Raw genomic sequence first — 18,469 nt, 5'->3', positions numbered from 1 at the left:
ATCTGTTTGCAAAGTGGTTGCCATCTTACAATAAGCGGTTTATTAAACACGTCCAATTTTCACACGGAAGGTCACCGGCCCCTGTTCAAGATATTCCCATGTAAATTGATTAGACCGCTCAAATTGAAATTGGAAAAATAACGGTTTAGGATCATGATCATTGATCAACAACATATCTTCTCCTGGGTTTAACGCATCGAAGGTCTCGAAAATCACCTTATGTTTAATTTGCGGCGGATATTCGGTTGCATTTACTGTAGATTTAAAATTCTCCATTTGAGTTCCTCCTAAAAAATCTTATTTTTCACAATGCTCGTGATACAGGGTTGAGATCATACCGAAGAAAACATAATAAAACGGTTCTGGCGCAACTAATCGGAAATGGCCGACCTCATTACAAGAAAAGTGAAGCGCCTTTTCCAACAAGCGATACGTTGAATAGGCATAGAAGCAAAAGTATTTGTACTCGAATTTCGGCATTTTATCGTAGATGACGGCAATTTCGTCTTTATATTGATCGATATTTTTTACGGCTTCCTGAACGATCGTTTCTATATCCTCAAGGCCCGCTTCGAGCAGTAGTTCATTTTTTTCTATGCGGACATTTGCCACTTTGTTATCCCCCCTAACTTGTTTGCTCTTTTTTTATTCTAATGAACATTTCATGATCAATTGTGTTCCCCATCACATTTCATAGATAAGTCATATATTTTGCAGATCACCGTCAGCCTCTATTGAGGTAACCTACTCGTACGACGGTATGTATCTGTCTAAACACGGATGGAAGTACTTAGAACAAAAAAGTGGAAATACTCATAAAGAAAGCAGGTATGGGACGGCGACCTGCAGTGAGAGGTTAATCAATTAGTTAGGTTGAATCAACTGAAGAGATGAATAACAGTTATTTTGCCTGTACCCGTTCATAAGCCCATGTTGATCAGTAATCGCGTGCTGCATCAAACCAGCGCCCGGCCATCTCCTCCGTGATCGGCTGGCCAATCAGGTGATCGGACTGGCTGAGCTGCCATACGGCCTCGCCAAGGTCTTCTCTTTCGGCAGTTTCTATGCCCTTGAGGGTATTGAAGCGTACAGTGAAAGCAGTAATGGCTGCCTCGGCATCGTCAAGACTGCGGGCCTGGGCCAAGGATGCCAGGGCAGCGTCGTAAGCTTCGTTAGCCAGTTTGGCCATGCGTCTAGGCCAAGCCGAGAACGGACGACCATATTCGGCCATCCACCACTCCGGCTTTCGCAATTGGCTCACTGAAGTATAGCCGGCCCACGGGCGAGCTTTGGCACGGGTTTTCATTTGCTGCCTTAGACGCTTTCCTGCGGTCTCCTCCACGTTGTAGGCGATAAATCTGTCAAGCAATGGCCATGTATCCAAGGAGGGTAAATCACCCAAATCAGGCATAAAACGCAGCTCCAGATTCGTTAACTGAGCGTGACGAGCCAATAAGTCCATGTCACAGAAGTTTCCCCATAAGCTCAGTGAATCCAGGTTGGGGAACCGATGCAGACAGTCCAGCGAAATGGGCTGGCCCAGCGGCGTATTTTGCAGCGTCAGGTTAGTCACCTGGTGCAATTCACCCAGATCGGGCAGCTTAAAAGGGGGATCACTCTTGCGTCGGCTGGTGCACGGCACCAATGTCAGAGAAGATGGCATATCTCCAGTGGCCAAGAAGCGCGATAGATTTCCAGACACGCTCAGACGGAGGGGGCTCTGCGGAAGCATCAAGCTCAGCCGCCCTCCAGACTGGCTCAGCTCGATATGCAGGCTATATAAAATGGACTGTCTGGCGTCCACCACCGTATCGGCAGGCAGGAGCGGCGCCCAGGTCATCTCTTCAATGGGACGTGTCTGCGCCCAATCCAAAAATCCCGCGTCACTGCCTGAATAATACAAGAATCGCGGCCACGGCGAACCCGCCGGCGTAGCAAAGGCATCGAATACAGTCCAATCGATATTCGCATCTGGCGCGACATGAAGGTCCACCTTCTTCCCCAATTGCGACGGTCCGATCGATAAGCTGCCCACACCGGGCCGAATGATAAGAGTGTGGCTGCGGGGGCCCGTCAGGTCAATAGGGTAACAACCGTCTTCTCTAACAGAAGCTGGAGGGCGAGCTTGGTTATCATGGGGCATTTCCATCATCCTTTCTATTCCCCTTAATTTAGATGCTCCCTTTTTGAAAACCTAATTGGAGTAAGGAAGCTTGTATTTCTTGATCTAACTCGCTTTTGGCAGTTATGAATTCCAATTCAGATAATGCACTCGGAAGCTTTTGCCGCATAAAAGGATCAAAATCGATGGCAGTTTTGAGAATGCGCAGCTGGCGGAGCGACGGCAACCGCTCCATTCCCGACAAACAAGCCAAACCTTTACAATTGGAAATGGTGATCTCCTTCAATGCCTCCATCTCACGATCAAAGCTGATTTCCTGCAGCCTGGCTTGATCCTCAACCGTAAGGCTTGTTAAAGCTCGGAATTTTGTAATATTGCTAAGGTCATGGAAACCCCGGATTCTGCAAAGCTCCAGATCATCGATTTCATTCTCCTCGATTTCCTGAATATGCTCCCGCCCTCCAAGCAGAATGCGAAGATGCTTCAGCCTCTTTAATCGGTTTATAAAATGTAGCGGCAATTTACTAATCGAATGCAGCGCAAGATAATTCAAATCTTCCAGATCGCCTATCGCCTCCAGGTTCTTCACCTTGCCGCCAACATGCAAATGCTCCAGATGAGAGAACGCTTTAAAATATTGCAGGTTGAGCATTTTTTTATCCGAAATAATGACCAAATCTCTTAAAGAGCGCAGCGAGTCTATTCCCAAAATATCCGAGTTCTCCAGCTCATATATGCCCAGATTCAAGCTGTGCAGGTGTTCCAGCCTGGCCAATGTATCGGTATTGTGGGCCTGGGCGAGGCTATTGAGATGCAGCATCTTGGCATGGGGAATCCTCAGAAGCGTACGACCATCAAACGAAAGGGAATAATGCCCGTAGAACCGTACTCCGAAGTTCTCATCCAAACGCGCGCAAAGCTCATCCACTTCCTCCAAAATAGAGCCATAAAAATCCGGGTGAGAGAACTGAACAATCACTTGGTTCCCGTCGCGCAAGTCCTGCTTGATCTGTACCCGGTCCAATGCTGCGGGATTATTGATCAGAATCCTTCTCTTCCATTTCTTGCGCATTAGCAACCTCCTATTTGGCATATATCAGAAGTCTGTAATTGACCTATGTACCTTATTTCCATTATAGTGTTCGTCTTGTCTGAATCTACCTACTTATTACCTGAATTCTGAAAATATCACTACTCGCTCCCTCAATTCAAAAGAAGGTGCCCCTCGCCATTTCAGGACTTTGGGACACCCTCTTTGAACTATTTCGTATTTTCATCGTCAATGATTCATTTTCATGTCGGTCGACTAGTATTGCCCTAAAAGACCTTTCTTCATAGCGATCTTCTCGCAGCGCTGAAAAACAACGAGCCCTAGTATCAAATATACTACTGAATTTAATAATAACCCTCCGTAATCTGACAAAGGTAATTGTGTCAGCGTCAGATCCTCTATCATTACCGTCCTTACCATATTTACGCCTTGGACGAATGGGGCGAACGCCAGAAATGGCGCTGCAGTTAAAGGAACAAATACAAGTCCCATCAAAACAAACTGAAAAATCTGCAAAAAGGCTTGGATTTGCTTGACGATAATCGCCAGACCGGCAATCATAAAGCTGATGCCTATCATACTCACCATAGTAACCAGAATAATCGGGATCGTTGTCATCGGGTTAAGGCTTAGCCACTGTCCTGAGGTAAGCATTGCACCAAAAAGCAAGATAACCATAATTACAAACTGTAAGCCAAATTGGGCGATGATCCTCGTCAGCATGATTTTCCACACGCCCCTGGGGGACATATATATTTGTTCTAACGTGCCACGCGTCGCTTCGGTAACTACCGAATACCCGATAAAGTTCATCGTCATCATCGTCAAGCTCCAAAACATTACACTTACAATGGAATATTGAACATTCATGTCGAAGCTGGCGGGATCACCTACGAACATAATTCCAAAAAATGCAGCCAAAAATATAATATAAAAGGTAACTACCAACGCAATAGTATTAGGCAGATAACGTTTCATCTCAATATATTCCTTACGAAAATTAGCATTGAACAAATGGAGCCATTTCACCCGCCATCCCTCCTTTTACAATCTGAATGAATACTTGTTCAAAATCGATTGTGATACGATCAATACTTTCCACCATCGTCCCTTCCTCTTTCAGAAGATCAAACAATTCGTAGATGTCCTGACCATGCTCTAAATTCACTTCCACGATGGTTTCATGAGCGCTGGCTTGATAGGTACTTAACGGAAATCGGCTTAACAGTTTATGCTCCTGTTTTACGCTTAATTGCTCACCCAATTTAATCGAATACGCCCTTGTCTCGAATAACTTCAATAAGTTCTCTACCCTATCATCAATCACGACTTCCCCTTTATTAATGATAATGGCTCGGTCGCACAGCTCCTGTACCACGGGCATATCATGGGAACTTATAATAATCGTGCGTTTTTCTTCCTTAACAATCGTTTTTAGAATGTGGCGCAATTCATAACTAACCTCAACATCCAAACCGAGCGTGGGCTCATCCAGCAGGATGACCTCTGTATTAGCCAGGAGAGCTACCGCGATGGCCAGCTTTTGTTGCATCCCTCGCGATAATCCATTAACAAGCTCATTCTCCTTTTCTTTAAGGTTGAATTGCTCCAATAATCTATCCGCTTGATCGGCGATTTGCTTCCGAGAGTAGCCGCGGTTACCTGCGAAATACTCCAGGTTTTCTCGGACAGTGAGGCGCCAATATAAATTTCGATTCCCTTCTAATACAGCACTAATATGCTCTAGCGCTTTAAGTCTCTTCTTGCCAATATCCAAGCCATGAATATGTATTGAGCCCGCATCCGCGTCTAACAAACCACAGAGTATCTTTATCGTTGATGTTTTTCCAGCGCCATTAGGCCCCAATAAACCGAGAACCTCTCCCCGGTTCACATGAAAAGATACATCGCGAACGGCATGTACCTTCTCTTTCGTTTTCCTTTTTCCAAACACCTTGCTGATGCCCCGTACTTCAATAATCTTTTCCACTTCATAAACCCATCCTCTCCCGTAGGATTTGCAGCGATTCGATTGATTGATTTAATTCTATTGCAATATCTGGATATAATTAACTGGCTCCGGATGGATGCTCCCCTCCGTCTGAGGGATGAGATTTGTGTGTGGGCGCCTGCGTATGTCCAGCTAATACGAAAAGACACATCTCTTGGAGATGTGCCGTTTTTCATTTATATTACGGGCTTAGCGGCAATCATTAAGAAGGAGCTTGTCGATTCATATTACTTAAGCGCCTGTAGAAGGCTTTTCCCAAATTGAGGCATTGTTACTCCAAAGTTATCTGCAATCGTTGCCCCAATATCTGAAAATGTCTTACTTACAGGGAGTTTATTGGGCCCGGTGAAGCTCTTGCTGTAGACAAGTAAAGGAACGTATTCACGAGTATGATCTGTGCCTGTATGAACGGGATCATTGCCATGGTCTGCTGTAATAATGAGAAGATCATCTTCATTCAGCTCCGCAAGAACTTCATTTAACCGATCATCAAATTCTTCTAGCGCTTTTCCATACCCGATCGGATCTCTACGATGTCCATAAAGTGCATCAAAGTCAACAAGATTCAAGAAACCAAGCCCTGTAAATTCAGTATGAATTATTTCCATAAGTTTATCCATGCCGTCCATATTTGACCCTGTGCGCAAAGACCTGGTGACACCCTCGCCATCATATATATCTGAGATCTTGCCAATCGCCAGTACAGCGAATCCGGCATCCTTGAGCTCATTCATCACGGTTCTTCCATAAGGCTTCAAGGCATAATCATGGCGGTTTGACGTTCTCTTGAAGTCACCAGGCTGCCCGAGGAAGGGTCTGGCAATCACTCTACCTAACCTATATTCCTCAAGCAAGGTTACCTCTCTGGCAATTTCACAGATTTGATATAGCTCTTCCAAAGGAACGACCTCTTCATGAGCCGCAATCTGAATCACTGAATCTGCTGAGGTATAGACAATGAGTGCGCCAGTGTCCATATGCTCTTGTCCAAGCTCATCCAGAATAGCTGTACCGCTGGCTGGTTTATTCCCAATTATCCTTCGTCCCGTTCTTTGTTCTAACTCGTTAATTAATTCAGTTGGAAATCCCGCAGGGAACACTTTAAAAGGAACATCGATTCGCAGGCCCATCATCTCCCAGTGTCCAGTCATTGTATCCTTCCCATCCGAAGCCTCTTGCATTTTGGTAAAATAAGCTAAAGGCTGCTCTGCTTTGGGTACACCAGGAATTGGGTCAATATGGCTTAAGCCTAACTTAGATAACACGGGAACTTGCAGGCCATTCCTGCTTTCCGCAATGTGCCGTAAAGTATGTGATCCTGCATCACCGTACTTTTCCGCGTCTGGAGCTTCCCCAATACCTACAGAATCCATAACGACGACGAAAATCCGCTTAAACCGAGATGTTTGTTTCATGTTGGCTGCTCCTTGTATATTAATTGTACTCCACTAGAATACGATCCCGATAATAATCGCGGATAAAACGCTTACAAGCGTAGCCCCATAGAGCAATTTTAATCCAAAACGCGCAACCACATTCCCTTGTTTTTCATTCAAGCCTTTCACAGCTCCCACGATTGTACCGATGGACCCAAAGTTGGCAAATGAGATTAGAAACACAGAGACGATAGCGGTGGTACGTTCGCTTAAGCTGCCCTGGATATTTACAAAGTCAAGCATAGCCACAAATTCATTTGCCACCAGTTTAGTCGCCATAATACTGCCTGCACTCACAGCCTCAGCCCATGGCACACCCATAACGAAAGCGATCGGTGCAAATGCATAACCTAACGTTTGTTGGAATGAGATCCCGAATATTCCAGCGAAAACGCCGTTAATTAGAGCAATTAACCCAACGAAGCCAACCAGCATGACCCCCACTACGACAGCTACCTTAAAGCCATCCATAATATACTCGCCCAGCATTTCAAAAAACGTTTGTTTTTCCTGTTCCTGGACCTCAACAATATCCTCTTCCGGTTTAACATCATAGGGGTTAATGATGGATGCTATAATAAAGCCGCCAAACAGGTTTAATATTAACGCAGCTACCACATATCTTGGCTGCAGCATTGTCATATAGGAACCAACGATCGACATCGATACGGTTGACATTGCTGAGGCACATAAGGTATAGAGACGCTGTTTGGACAGTAATCCGAGTTGGTTTTTCACCGAAATAAACACTTCATTTTGCCCGACAATCGCAGCGGCAACCGCGTTATAAGATTCTAATTTCCCCATACCGTTGATTTTGCTTAGGACCAAACCGATGTATTTGATAATAAACGGCAATATTTTATAATGCTGCAAAATCCCGATAATTGCTGACATAAATACGATAGGCATCAATACATAGAGGAAGAATGTATGGGCCCCTTCATTGGCCATTCCACCGAAAATAAAGTCAATGCCTTCATTTGCATATCCCAGTAAGATCGCAAAACTATTGGCAAAGCCCTTGATTAAAAATTCCCCTATACTCGTCTTTAGTAGAAGCAATCCTAAAACAATCTGGATCACAATCATGACAATAATTGGCCGATACTTAAGCTTTTTCTTATCGTTACTCGCAAGCCAGGCCAGTAGTAGAACAATAAACAGACCAGCAATAGAAATGAGATAATGCATCTTTACCCCTCCAAATTATTTATTTATTGTTTGGGCTTGCTCCGCTGTTTCTCCCTCCACATGAACATCTGTTCCAGAACAATCGCCAACAGGCTTCCGCATATTAGCCCATTATTTAAAATAGCAATCACGATCGGAGATAAATGGATGGTGGCTGATGAAGGGATAAACATTAACCCCACACCCACTAACAGGGAGACGCCACTCACGAGAAAGGTTCGCTCTTCATGAATAACCTTCTTTAGTTCTCTCAAGGCAATTCCAACCATCTTGGCAAAAATAACAAATGTGACAGCATAGCCTATAGGAGCCGGAAGACCGGATATGACATTCATAATCGGCGGAAACAGGGATATGGCGATTACCAAGCTGCACCCTACTAAAAACGATCTGCGCTCTCTCATATCGGTCTGTTCAACGAATCCTGCTGCTCCCGAAATAGGTACAGAGCCAATCGCCCCCAAAGAGCCGCCAATAAAATGGGTCAACCCGGAAATCAGTCCGGCACGCCAATAACGGCGGTGATCCGTAGATTGCTCTTGTTTCAGCACAGTCTCCATCAGCCGGATGGACGCAATCGCATTGGTTATTAACAGCAGGGTTAATAACAATGCCGTAGTAATAGTCCCACTGTCAAATCGGGGCCATCCAAATGGCAACATTTCCGGTAGATTAAATAGGATATGTGCTTGCAAAAATACCGGGATATGACCGCAAACTATAAATAATAGCCAACCTAACAATATACTGATGATTACCGAGAATTGGCGAAGTAGAGCAAAGCGGCAGTTTCCTAACCAAAAGGTAATGCACACCACAATCACACTAAGCAAGAACACTTTAACATCTACTGTTGTATGGCTAGATGTAATTCCCAGCATCCCTCTCATAAAAGAACCGCTTAATTGAAAAATCAATAACAGCAAATATATAAAAGTGACGGTTGGTGTAAATAAACGGGATATTTTATCCATTAGCTTAAAAGCCGAAATCAGGATAAATATAACGCCGCTAATGATCATTCCTCCGCCTAAAGCTTGCAGGGCCTCCCGGCCAGAAGAATACAATACCCCCACTAAACTTGCGTAAATCGTAAAAATGCTCCACCACAACCCTGCCGGACCTTCATGAATAGGAAATTTATGTCCTATCAGGCCTTGCAGAAACCCCGCGATTCCCAAAGTAATCATTGTGCTCTGAATGAATCCGGCAGTCTCCATGGGAGTTAAGTTATATAAATCCGCGATAGCAATTGGTGCAGCAATGGCTCCGGCAATCATAAAAATCATCCACTGCAACCCGGACAGAATGGCTTTCATAAACTATGATCATCAATGACTGTATTAAGAGCTATTTCTACCATTTCATAAAAGGACTGTTCACTTTCTTGATGCGTTAAGTGTTCCTGCGTTAACAAATGACTGCCCACAGTTAAAATAGACAATGCTTTTACACCATATTTAGCGGCCAAAGTATAGAGGGATGTGCTTTCCATTTCTACCGCTAATACACCAAATTCCATAAACTTGTGAAGACGATCCAACGTTTCACGATAAAATTCATCAGAGTTATAAATATTGCCAACAAAGACTTTCGCTTGTTTGCTTTGCGCCTGTTGGTATGCTGTCATCAGCAATGAGAAATCCGCTGTTGGCGCATAGGTGCAGCCGTGGAAAATCTTCTCTGTCAGATTGCTGTCTGAAGACACCGCTTGGGCTAATACAATATCGCGAATATTTACTTTCTCTTGCATCGCGCCACATGTACCAATGCGAATCAATTTCTTCACTTCATAATCGACGATCAGCTCCGTCCCATAGATGCTCATCGATGGATTACCCATCCCTGTTCCCTGAACCGACACCGGCACCCCTTTGTATAACCCGGTATATCCATACATAGCTCTTACTTCGCTATAGCAATAGGCTTCATCCAGAAAATTCTCCGCTACAAACTTTGCACGCAAAGGATCTCCCGGAAGTAAAACACGATCTGCTATCTCTCCTTTTTTTGCGCCTAGATGCCTGCTCATACACTTTCCTCCAATAATAAATGATCTGAATATTAAACCCGATTTTCCGAAACCGCTTCCATTCGCCGGCGTGAAACATAGATGCTCTAGCATTTTCCCAACGACTTTCCTTAAGGAAGATTTAGCTTTATCGTTCAGAAGCTACTTTGAGCATAAAGTTTTTTATCCTCGTAAACTAGACCAAAAAGTTACGTAGGGTACGGAAAATAATTGATCAAATTATAGGAGTAATTCCTTACGAATATTGTCCAAATCCCTTTTAGATGGGATTGTCGAAATAGTAACAACCGGCACCGTTTTAAGTTCAACCGGGAAATTGCTAATCACAAAATCGATATGATGCTGCTGCACCATTTCATCGGTCAGCCCTTTCATAATCGAAGTATTCACGATCAACTGATCCCCGATTTCCTTTTTAATCAAATCCGCTATGTAATGGCGAATCGAAAATTCCTCACCGATTACTAAGAAAGCCTTTTTCCTTTTATAACGTAAGCTCGAACGAACAATTAAGGTTAGCTTTGTTAAATGAAAGTCATTATACAGGACAGAAGGATAAGCTTCATTCCACGTTTTCATGCAGGCTTGCAATTGTTGATAGACTTGCTGGCACTCCTTTTGGACATATATCAATAAATTGCTTTTTGAAATCATCATCCATTCAGGAATTGCATTATCCATTAATAGCTTGTCAAAAAACTCGTATACCTCTAATATGAATCGTTCTCCCATATCCATATTTGGATATACTTTTTGCAGTAATGCAACAAGCAAATTACCCATTTGATACTCCTCTTTATCCTTGTGTAGTTCAACTTCTTGCCTTGGCGTTATTTCCGATCCTTCGTAATAATGATATTGGCTGAGACTCACACGGGATTGCATAAAGAATATTTCACTTTTGGAAAATTTGACAGAGTACTGTTCTTCCAGACTTTTCACAAGCTTTTTCACCGGCAAATAAAACATCCCTTTTTCCCAGAGATATCTATGCTCATCAACCTCTACACTTTCCCCTCTCATAACTCTGTCGATACTAATCGCCAGCAAAAAAGATAACTTCCTTTTGGAATTAATAAAGTAAACAATATTCTTCTCAATCTCTATATTTGTGATTAACTGATTTATATAAGCAAAGTCGATATTCGCAAAGGGCCATCCTACAAACTTGTAGGCATCACCATATAACTTCCAATAAAAATAGCGTATATTCATTTCATTCCCTTTGATCTTCGGGGTGGAATAAGTAATGCGCAGCTTATATGGTTTCAGGTCATTATTGTTTAAATGCACAATCAGCTTCTTCAAGGACGAGATGCTCATAAACATTTCTCCGGCAAGCTCCTCCACTGAGAATCGTCCGTTAGTAGTAAACAATAAATTCATCAGCCGATAAAAAGTAGTTTGCCTGAACATAGAAGAAATCACTTCACCAATCGTCTTGCCTCGTCCGTCCCGTCGCAGGAATACTCCCTTTCCTCTGGACACCTCAATGGTAATATCAGGTGGCAGCTGCTTGCTTATCGCTTCCACCATCTTACGTATTGTTTTATCTGAGACCCCCAGACTTTTCTCGACTTCGGCTAAAGTAAACCATCTTTGTTCTGTATCCAGCAGTGTTAATAGTTGGCTGGCTAACTTAAATTCCTTATCCATTTTCTCACCCAATTTCAAATTAATTTTATTGTTATAGGATAACAGAGACAACTCCCCCAGCCCTGTTGCTGTTCCTTTCCCTGATTCCAACAGGCCTCTAATGAAAAATCGATTCCCCCATTAGGAAGAATCGGCTTTTTAATCTGTTTGAATACGACTTATAAATAGTTGCACCAAAATTATATAGGATGAATGGAAGAATAAGCATGTTAGCCCCAGGTCTTAGTCCGGGGCCTCCAGCCTAATCTATTTGTCCTGCTCCTTGATCACCTGCTCAATCCCGAGCAGTATCAATTTCAGGCCAAATTCAAACGCCGTGTCTGTCCCCATCAGCTCGAACAGACCGTTCTTGAACATCCCCCGGAACAGTCCCGCATCGGCCTCGCTCATGGAATCCAGAAGGCGAATCATCTCCCCACTCGGAAGCGCCACTGGTCCCTGTTCCTTAAGAAGAGCGGAGACATTACGCTCATGCTGATAATCATCAAGAACGAAGTAGAAAACATAGTTCATCAGCGTAGTAACCACTTGCATTTTCTGCTCCTGCTCAAGCGGTGTCGATTCCACGCAGAGCAGCATGCGGTTGGTGAAGCGGATAATGTCCGGTTCGTGAGGCAGCGTCATCATCATGAGCTGTGTAGAGCAAGGATACCGGCTGAGTACGCTCCGTACCGTTACCGCAAGTCCCGTTAGCTGCTCCTTCCAATCCCCCTCGGAGTGGAACTCCTCCAATATTACTTTTGACACGTGGTTGGCCAGTCGCTGATAGAGATTCTGTTTGCTCTTGAAGTACCAGTAGAGAGAGGGAGCCTGGATCCCCAGCCTGTCGGCCAATCGCCGCATGCTGAATTTCTCGATGTCCTCCTCTCCAAGTAGCTCCCACGAGGCTTCCAAAATCTTCTCCTCCGAAATCTGAGGCTGCTGCTTTTTCATCGTTATCCGCCCTTTTATCTAACAGTGTAAGTTTTTGCTTTACATGTTTATAGGTTCATGATATCATCTAACACTGTAAGGCTCAACCTAACACTGTTAGATTGGCTGAAATAAATTAAAGAAAGCAGTGACCCATATGGATGCAGAGAACCTTCATTACTTTGAAAAAGCACCGGTCGCAAAGGCTGTAGCGCACTTCGCTGTACCGATGATACTAGGCACGTCAATGAGTGTCATCTATTCCATCTTGAACGCCTACTTCCTCGGTACACTTCACAATACAGCCATGTTAACCGCGCTCGCGCTAACCTTGCCGTTATTCGCAATCATTATGGCGCTAGGCAATTTGATTGGCATGGGTAGCGGTACATTTATCTCCCGTTTGCTGGGTGAGAAGAAATATGAGAATGTAAAACATGTATCTTCATTTGCTGTTTACAGCAGTTTAGTTCTCGGTCTGATCTTGATGGCCGTCGGTCTCCCGTTAATCGATCCCATCGTGCATGGTCTGGGGGCAACACCTGACTCCTTCGGATTTACGAAGGACTATGTGACGATTATGCTGATGGGTTCACCTTTTGTCGTATTATTCTTCACTCTGGAAAATATCGTACGTTCGGAGGGTGCAGCCATCACCTCGATGATCGGCATGATGCTCAGTGTTGTCGTAAACATTATTCTCGACGCCGTAGTCATCTTCGTGTTCCATTGGGACGTAATTGGCGTGGCATCTGCTACGGTCATTTCTAATTTGATTGCTAGTGCATTTTACGCCCTCCATATGAGATATAAGAGCCAATTCTTAACTGTCTCCATAAAATGGTTTAAAGCTACTAAAGACATTCTGAGCAATGTATTCAAAATCGGAGTTCCCGTATTTATTATGAGTATTTTTTTGGGTGCGATGTCGCTCATATTCAACCATTTTCTTGTTGAATATGGAGATCGGGCCGTAGCGGCTTATGGAATTTCGTCACGTTTACTGCAATTTCCCGAGTTTATTCTAATGGGCTTATGCGAGGGAGTCGTGCCGTTGATTGCCTTCTCTTTTACCGCAAATAAGTTGCGAATGAAGCATACCATCGGGTTCACGATCAAAGCGATTGTGGCGTTAGCCATTGTGTTCGGCATTATCGTCTATCTGATCTCCGACCACTTGATTGGTTCATTTACGAATGATCCGCAATTAATCGAAATGGGCAGCTACATTCTGCATGTAACGTTCTTATCCTTGTTTATTACAGGAATGACCACATTATTTACGGGGATTTTCCAGGCAACAGCCCAAGGAACGGCTGCGTTTATTATGTCAATAATTCAAGGGATTACTCTAATTCCCGTATTGTTTATCGCCAATCGTATTTACGGCTTCCACGGGGTAGTCTGGTCTCTCGTTATTGCAGATGCCGTTGCGTTCCTCGTCGGTGCCATTATGCTGTATGTTCTGCGATCCAAACTACAACCGGATTTGGATAGCTTAGTGCAGTCAGAAACATGACACGCAAGAAGGCAGGATGGGGCATTCCCCCATCCTGCCTTTATAGATACATACATGAATACGGAACAAGCTATCGCCATTTCCGCAACCTTAGAGCGTCTACAGCCAGCGTTTTCATCTAACTATACCGTCCTCCGCGCGGTCTGAAACCGGCAACTCAAAGAAGCCGCGATTTACGCGGCACCTAAGAGATAAGGTTTTGTGAAATTCTAAAGTTAAAACGTATTATATACATTTTCACATTCTTCCACAGTCGGTTGGTAGAAACAATGCTTCTTCCATCGTCCTACGAACGGCTGGTTATACCAAGTTGGCGGACATGGCCCGGGATTTTCGAACGTCCCTGGGCGGAAATACCATAAAGAGAACTCGCCTGGCCAATTCCGCTCCCCATTTACAGCCCGTTGCGCCAGACGGCGTTCCCTATCTCTGGCGTTTTGATAGAACATGCCATGCTGTAATGCTTCGAACGCATGCGGCTGGTTGATCATCTGGGGAATTGTCCGGATATCTTTAAAATCGGAGCAATTCGCTCTTATTCGGTTAATGCCAACATTTCCAACAAGCAGCATGCCCATTTCGCCTTCGGTCTCGGCTTCAGCTCGAAGCAGCCTTGCCAACATATCGATATCCTGTTTTCTGGATTTTACGACTGCCATTTGCTCACCTCTTTACATTTCTAGACTCATCATATTGTAGGCGAAGCGGATATGTTACTGGGCAGCTTAATAAAATAAACAAGCGGCTATTTCACCTACTAGCCGCCTGTTCGCCTGGGTTAAGCTGCAAACACTCCGCCGTCGCTTTCCCTACAGACTTGTCAGGTAAAGGGCAGAACTCTCCGAACTAAATTAAAACGAATTGCGGCCATCCGTACTGCTTACCGCCATTGCTCCACCTGAATTTCAAGCGTTCCGTCCGCCGTGGCCTCGTACCGATGCTCGATGACGACTCCGTTCCGATCCGCACCAACGCGGCCATCGGCTCTTGTGACTTGAAAAATAAACGCTGTGTGCAGGGGCAGATATTGCTGATTGACATATGCCTTTTGGACCGGATCGTTTCTCAGAGGAAAATAGGCATAGATCGGGATGCCATCAGGCGTATCCGCCGGGACATGAACCATGATATCCAGCGTCACCCGTTCCGGGATTTCCGGAACCACCCGGATAGTCTTACTGGCACGAAGCCCTTCATATTGCACTGTTACCCGCGTCTCCCCTTCTCTTTTCGGAACGAGGGTTCCATCTTCCCTTACCTCCAAAACCGATTCGTCCTGCACCTCATAGCATGCACGCAGCAATGTCCTGCGCAAGCCATGGTCTGATTCCAGGATCGGATTCAGTCGGCATACCGGCCCCTTGAGCCCAACCTCGCCGCTGCCATCCAGGGTTAATAAACACTCCTTGCCTTTGTCTCCAAAAAAGTGGATTAACGGAGAGGCCAGTCGTGCTGCCCAGTCCCTTTCCACATGCCCCGCTCCAGGTTCATACAGGTATAACAGTTTCCGATCCGGTTCATATCCGGCCTCTGCCAGTTTCTCCGCAACTTCGCGCACATGCTTTTCCATCACCAAAATTCCTTCGCTGCTGCCCAAATCAATCCAAATGCGGGAGAGTGGCTTCAAACCAGTAAACGTATGATACTGTGGATATTCCTCCAGGGACACGGGGTCCACGTAATAAAAATAGGGAGAAATAATGCCCAGCTTGCTGAAAACATCCGGACGGCGCAGCCCCATATGATACGTAACTTGCCCACCGCGAGAGGACCCCATTAGCGCCGTATGCTCCGCCTCCGGCTTCGTGCGGAATACCGCATCGATATAGGTCTTGACCTCTTCAATTACAAACTTCTCATACGTCTCACCCAGCGGCCGAATATCGACTTTATCGTCCTGGTAACGAACGCCATCCAAATCATGTGTAAACTCGTTTGACCGCTCCGCTCCCATGTTGGAGATGCCAACGACGATAATTTCTTCGATAACTCCGCTTTGAATCAGGCGATCGGCGGTTTGATGCACATGCCATGAATAACCGTTAAACGCCGGATGAAAAATATTTTGCCCATCATGCATGTAGAGCACGGGATACCGCTTGCCAGAATCCTGATGATACCCAGGGGGCAGGTAGACGAATATATCCCGCTCATTATCCAGGTAGTCGGAATAGAATTTTTCGATAGTTAAAATGCTCGACCGGTTGCTCATAAACACACCTCGTTTTCAAGCGGACAATCGATCCAATGCTCCACTTCATAATTTAAAACAAGCCCGTCCGTTATCGTGAATTTACGATAAGGAACCTCATTTCCTTCCTTATCCGTTTCATGTTTGCCCAATCCCCTTGAAATCCGGAACTCGAACGACATATCTGCCGGGATCTGGAGTGTTCCACCGTAAAGCCGATCGTGAATCTTCGGCAGTTCAATGCCGGCATACAGCCTTTCGGTCGGAGGAGTAGATGCAGGTACTTTAACGTAAATGCTGACCGTCGCCAATTCAGGCATATGGGGGACGATTTCAAGATCCATCGACGACCTTAATCCCTGTTTCAAATAAGTGACAGCAGCTTGCCCTGTGGCCTTGGGATAGAGCTTCCCGTCAGCGGTGATATCCAGTAGTGCCGGGTGACTCACCTCATAATCCGCCCGCAAATCCGTCATCATAAAACCGCTGTCGTAATGGACAACCGCATTTAAGGTCCGCACGGGCCCTTGTAGTCCAACCACTGCGGATCCACGCAATTCGGCACGGACGGGTGTTCCGATATCTCCAAAAAAGTAAATGAGCGGCGCATGTACTCTTGCTGCCCAATCCTTCTGGGAATGGCCAGAATTAACAGCGTAATAATACATCAAATCCTCACCTGGGCGAAAACCGCTGGCGATCAAAACATCCACGACCTGCCGCACATGTTTCTCCATAACGGTAAACCCTTCCGCGTCCCCGACATCCATCCAGATTTTCAAATCCTTTTTCTCCTGATACACATGGCTTAGCCATCTTTCTTCCATCGTCTCCAAATCCATGCTTACAAAAAAAGGACAAAGCGCTCCAATCATACCAAACGTATCCGGACGGCGAAAACCGATATTGTACGATACCAGACCGCCCGCCGACGATCCCATCAATGCCGTATGTTCTTTATCCGGCAGGGTCCGGTAGGTCGTATCGATATAAGGTTTGACTTCTTTGACAAGGAATTCCTCATATAATTCACCCTGGTTGACCGTATGAAAAATATCGTATCCGCCTGGGATCGTATGCATGTATTCGGCAATCCTCGCATCTTCAATGTGGCTGACGGCGACAACGATGATTTCCCCGATTTTCCCCTCCGCAGTCAACCGATCCACCGTCCGGTGAACATCCCAGGATTCGCCTTGATGGTCGGCGAAAAAAACATGCTGGCCATCCTGCATATATAATACGGGATACCGCTTCTGTTCATTTTCGTGGTAACTTGGCGGTAAATAAACAAACATATCTCTTTTATTATTTAATATCTCCGAATGAAAATCCCGGAGTTCAATCAAACGCGACGTATCCACTTCACATTCTCCTCATCACTCGATTTCACGGCGTGACGTTGATGAAGAAAAACTTCTCCCCATTGACATACGCCGTGTTATGAATATAACTGTTCATCATATGAACAATTTCGGTGTAGTCATTTAAATCAAAAGATATTCTCGGCATTGCATCCGGCAGCACTTCCGGGCAATGGCATGTGCAGCAGACGACGATCCGTTTATGCCTTTTCCAGACCTCATTAGCAAGAAATTCATTCATCACGATCCCGGACTTTTCTTTAACCCCGGATAAGAAGGCATCCAGGCCTTCTCGGTCTTCATAAACGCAGATTTGGCTCTCGTCTAACCCGGAATAATGCTTCATCCGTTCCATCAAAGGGGCGTGATTATAGGAATCCATGACAAGAAATTCAGGCGATTCGCCAAGCATTGTCTTAGATAATGCGAAGCTTTGTTCAAAGTCCGGCATAATTTTATGAAACAAAGTATCCTCAATATAGCTATCAATAATAAACACCGGAATCCCGAATCCGAATTGCTTCGATATCGAATAAAAGCGTTCTTGGTCCACATTAATCAAAAATACGCCGTCCAAATTTCTTTCCATAATTACCTTGTAAGACAAGGCATCCGCGCCCATTTGCATAAAGATAACGTCATATCCGCATTTGCTGCACAGCTGCTCCAGCTTGAAGACCGTCTTGGCATATTTTAATACCGAACCGGGACTCGGTTTCAGATCATTAAACAATAAAATCCCCATCAACCCGGTTTTGTTGATTTTTAATGACTGCGCCGATTTATTGGCCACATATTTCAGCTGTTGCGCTGTTTTCAAAACTTTGACGCGTGTTTCATCGGAAATGGATTGGGTTTTGACGTCATTCAAAATATAAGATACCGTTGCGATCGACACGCCTGCCGCTTTTGCTATATCTTTAATGGTTGTTTTTTTCATCTTCTCCGACCTCTCACTGGATAACTTAAACGTTTAAGTTA

The 18,469-nt window shown here is 44.8% G+C and carries 17 protein-coding genes; 1 reads left to right on the top strand and 16 read right to left on the bottom strand.

All coding sequences use genetic code 11. The annotated features are described in order from the left end of the window. Positions 1–42: 42 nt before the first annotated feature. The 12 genes from BN1360_RS04435 to BN1360_RS04380 all read right to left on the bottom strand — a co-directional run bounded on the left by BN1360_RS04435 (position 43) and on the right by BN1360_RS04380 (position 12,435). The gene (locus BN1360_RS04435; RefSeq protein ID WP_068778684.1) at positions 43–276 is read right to left on the bottom strand and encodes a DUF2249 domain-containing protein; all 234 of its coding nucleotides are present in this window, start codon (positions 274–276) and stop codon (positions 43–45) included. 21 nt (positions 277–297) lie between these two features. Then, on the bottom strand, positions 298–612 hold the full coding sequence (locus tag BN1360_RS04430) for a hypothetical protein (protein WP_068778683.1): 315 nt from the start codon (positions 610–612) through the stop codon (positions 298–300). A 325-nt stretch (positions 613–937) separates the two neighbouring features. Further along, positions 938–2,143, bottom strand: a complete 1,206-nt coding sequence (locus BN1360_RS04425; protein WP_068778746.1) for a hypothetical protein — start codon at positions 2,141–2,143, stop codon at positions 938–940. A 28-nt stretch (positions 2,144–2,171) separates the two neighbouring features. Continuing rightward, on the bottom strand, positions 2,172–3,194 hold the full coding sequence (locus BN1360_RS04420; protein ID WP_068778682.1) for a hypothetical protein: 1,023 nt from the start codon (positions 3,192–3,194) through the stop codon (positions 2,172–2,174). 234 nt (positions 3,195–3,428) lie between these two features. Next, positions 3,429–4,202: an ABC transporter permease gene (locus BN1360_RS04415; protein ID WP_068778681.1), complete on the bottom strand. Its 774-nt coding sequence runs from the start codon at positions 4,200–4,202 to the stop codon at positions 3,429–3,431. Then, positions 4,174–5,163: an ABC transporter ATP-binding protein gene (locus BN1360_RS04410; protein ID WP_068778680.1), complete on the bottom strand. Its 990-nt coding sequence runs from the start codon at positions 5,161–5,163 to the stop codon at positions 4,174–4,176. Before BN1360_RS04410 ends, BN1360_RS04415 begins: the two co-directional genes overlap by 29 nt. A 248-nt stretch (positions 5,164–5,411) precedes the next feature. Further along, positions 5,412–6,599 (bottom strand): phosphopentomutase, encoded by a 1,188-nt coding sequence (deoB, locus tag BN1360_RS04405; RefSeq protein WP_068778679.1) that lies wholly within the window; start codon positions 6,597–6,599, stop codon positions 5,412–5,414. A gap of 33 nt (positions 6,600–6,632) precedes the next feature. Further along, on the bottom strand, positions 6,633–7,814 hold the full coding sequence (locus BN1360_RS04400; RefSeq protein WP_068778678.1) for a NupC/NupG family nucleoside CNT transporter: 1,182 nt from the start codon (positions 7,812–7,814) through the stop codon (positions 6,633–6,635). 23 nt (positions 7,815–7,837) lie between these two features. Further along, positions 7,838–9,133 (bottom strand): purine/pyrimidine permease, encoded by a 1,296-nt coding sequence (locus BN1360_RS04395; protein ID WP_068778677.1) that lies wholly within the window; start codon positions 9,131–9,133, stop codon positions 7,838–7,840. Further along, a complete protein-coding gene (deoD, locus tag BN1360_RS04390; RefSeq protein WP_068778676.1) occupies positions 9,130–9,846 on the bottom strand; it encodes a purine-nucleoside phosphorylase in 717 nt (238 codons plus the stop codon). The genes BN1360_RS04395 and deoD overlap by 4 nt, the downstream gene beginning before the upstream one ends. Positions 9,847–10,065: 219 nt before the next feature. Continuing rightward, positions 10,066–11,592 carry an AcpB/EbpR/MafR family transcriptional regulator gene (locus BN1360_RS04385; protein WP_229520803.1) on the bottom strand — a complete coding sequence of 509 codons (1,527 nt, stop codon included), beginning with the start codon at positions 11,590–11,592 and terminating at the stop codon, positions 10,066–10,068. Positions 11,593–11,748: 156 nt separating this feature from the next. Further along, a complete protein-coding gene (locus BN1360_RS04380) occupies positions 11,749–12,435 on the bottom strand; it encodes a TetR/AcrR family transcriptional regulator (RefSeq protein WP_068778675.1) in 687 nt (228 codons plus the stop codon). Between the two features lie 136 nt (positions 12,436–12,571). On the opposite strand from BN1360_RS04380, the gene BN1360_RS04375 reads away from it, so the two are divergent. Continuing rightward, positions 12,572–13,933, top strand: a complete 1,362-nt coding sequence (locus BN1360_RS04375; RefSeq protein WP_068778674.1) for an MATE family efflux transporter — start codon at positions 12,572–12,574, stop codon at positions 13,931–13,933. A gap of 215 nt (positions 13,934–14,148) precedes the next feature. Here the strand turns inward: BN1360_RS04375 and BN1360_RS04370 are convergent, their stop codons facing one another. From BN1360_RS04370 to BN1360_RS04355, 4 genes are all read right to left on the bottom strand, one after another. Further along, a complete protein-coding gene (locus BN1360_RS04370; protein ID WP_068778673.1) occupies positions 14,149–14,592 on the bottom strand; it encodes a cell wall hydrolase in 444 nt (147 codons plus the stop codon). Between the two features lie 221 nt (positions 14,593–14,813). Further along, a complete protein-coding gene (locus BN1360_RS04365) occupies positions 14,814–16,145 on the bottom strand; it encodes an alpha/beta hydrolase (protein ID WP_068778672.1) in 1,332 nt (443 codons plus the stop codon). Next, complete coding sequence (locus tag BN1360_RS04360; protein ID WP_068778671.1) at positions 16,142–17,488, bottom strand: alpha/beta hydrolase; 1,347 nt, start codon at positions 17,486–17,488, stop codon at positions 16,142–16,144. The genes BN1360_RS04365 and BN1360_RS04360 overlap by 4 nt, the downstream gene beginning before the upstream one ends. A 25-nt stretch (positions 17,489–17,513) precedes the next feature. Further along, positions 17,514–18,428, bottom strand: a complete 915-nt coding sequence (locus BN1360_RS04355; protein ID WP_068778670.1) for a LacI family DNA-binding transcriptional regulator — start codon at positions 18,426–18,428, stop codon at positions 17,514–17,516. Between the last annotated feature and the right edge of the window lie 41 nt (positions 18,429–18,469).

Source organism: Paenibacillus sp. GM2 (assembly GCF_900069005.2).
GTDB lineage: Bacteria > Bacillota > Bacilli > Paenibacillales > Paenibacillaceae > Fontibacillus.
The sequence above is the reverse complement of the archived record's forward strand: the minus strand, read 5'-3'. Positions and strand labels throughout refer to the sequence as shown.

Coding starts and splice junctions, on each gene's coding strand:
- BN1360_RS04435 (WP_068778684.1), bottom strand. CDS start 276: ATGGAGAATTTTAAATCTACAGTAAATGCAACCGAATATCCGCCGCAA.
- BN1360_RS04425 (WP_068778746.1), bottom strand. CDS start 2,143: ATGCCCCATGATAACCAAGCTCGCCCTCCAGCTTCTGTTAGAGAAGAC.
- BN1360_RS04420 (WP_068778682.1), bottom strand. CDS start 3,194: ATGCGCAAGAAATGGAAGAGAAGGATTCTGATCAATAATCCCGCAGCA.
- deoB (WP_068778679.1), bottom strand. CDS start 6,599: ATGAAACAAACATCTCGGTTTAAGCGGATTTTCGTCGTCGTTATGGAT.
- BN1360_RS04400 (WP_068778678.1), bottom strand. CDS start 7,814: ATGCATTATCTCATTTCTATTGCTGGTCTGTTTATTGTTCTACTACTG.
- BN1360_RS04395 (WP_068778677.1), bottom strand. CDS start 9,133: ATGAAAGCCATTCTGTCCGGGTTGCAGTGGATGATTTTTATGATTGCC.
- deoD (WP_068778676.1), bottom strand. CDS start 9,846: ATGAGCAGGCATCTAGGCGCAAAAAAAGGAGAGATAGCAGATCGTGTT.
- BN1360_RS04380 (WP_068778675.1), bottom strand. CDS start 12,435: ATGAAAAAGCAGCAGCCTCAGATTTCGGAGGAGAAGATTTTGGAAGCC.
- BN1360_RS04375 (WP_068778674.1), top strand. CDS start 12,572: ATGGATGCAGAGAACCTTCATTACTTTGAAAAAGCACCGGTCGCAAAG.
- BN1360_RS04370 (WP_068778673.1), bottom strand. CDS start 14,592: ATGGCAGTCGTAAAATCCAGAAAACAGGATATCGATATGTTGGCAAGG.
- BN1360_RS04365 (WP_068778672.1), bottom strand. CDS start 16,145: ATGAGCAACCGGTCGAGCATTTTAACTATCGAAAAATTCTATTCCGAC.
- BN1360_RS04355 (WP_068778670.1), bottom strand. CDS start 18,428: ATGAAAAAAACAACCATTAAAGATATAGCAAAAGCGGCAGGCGTGTCG.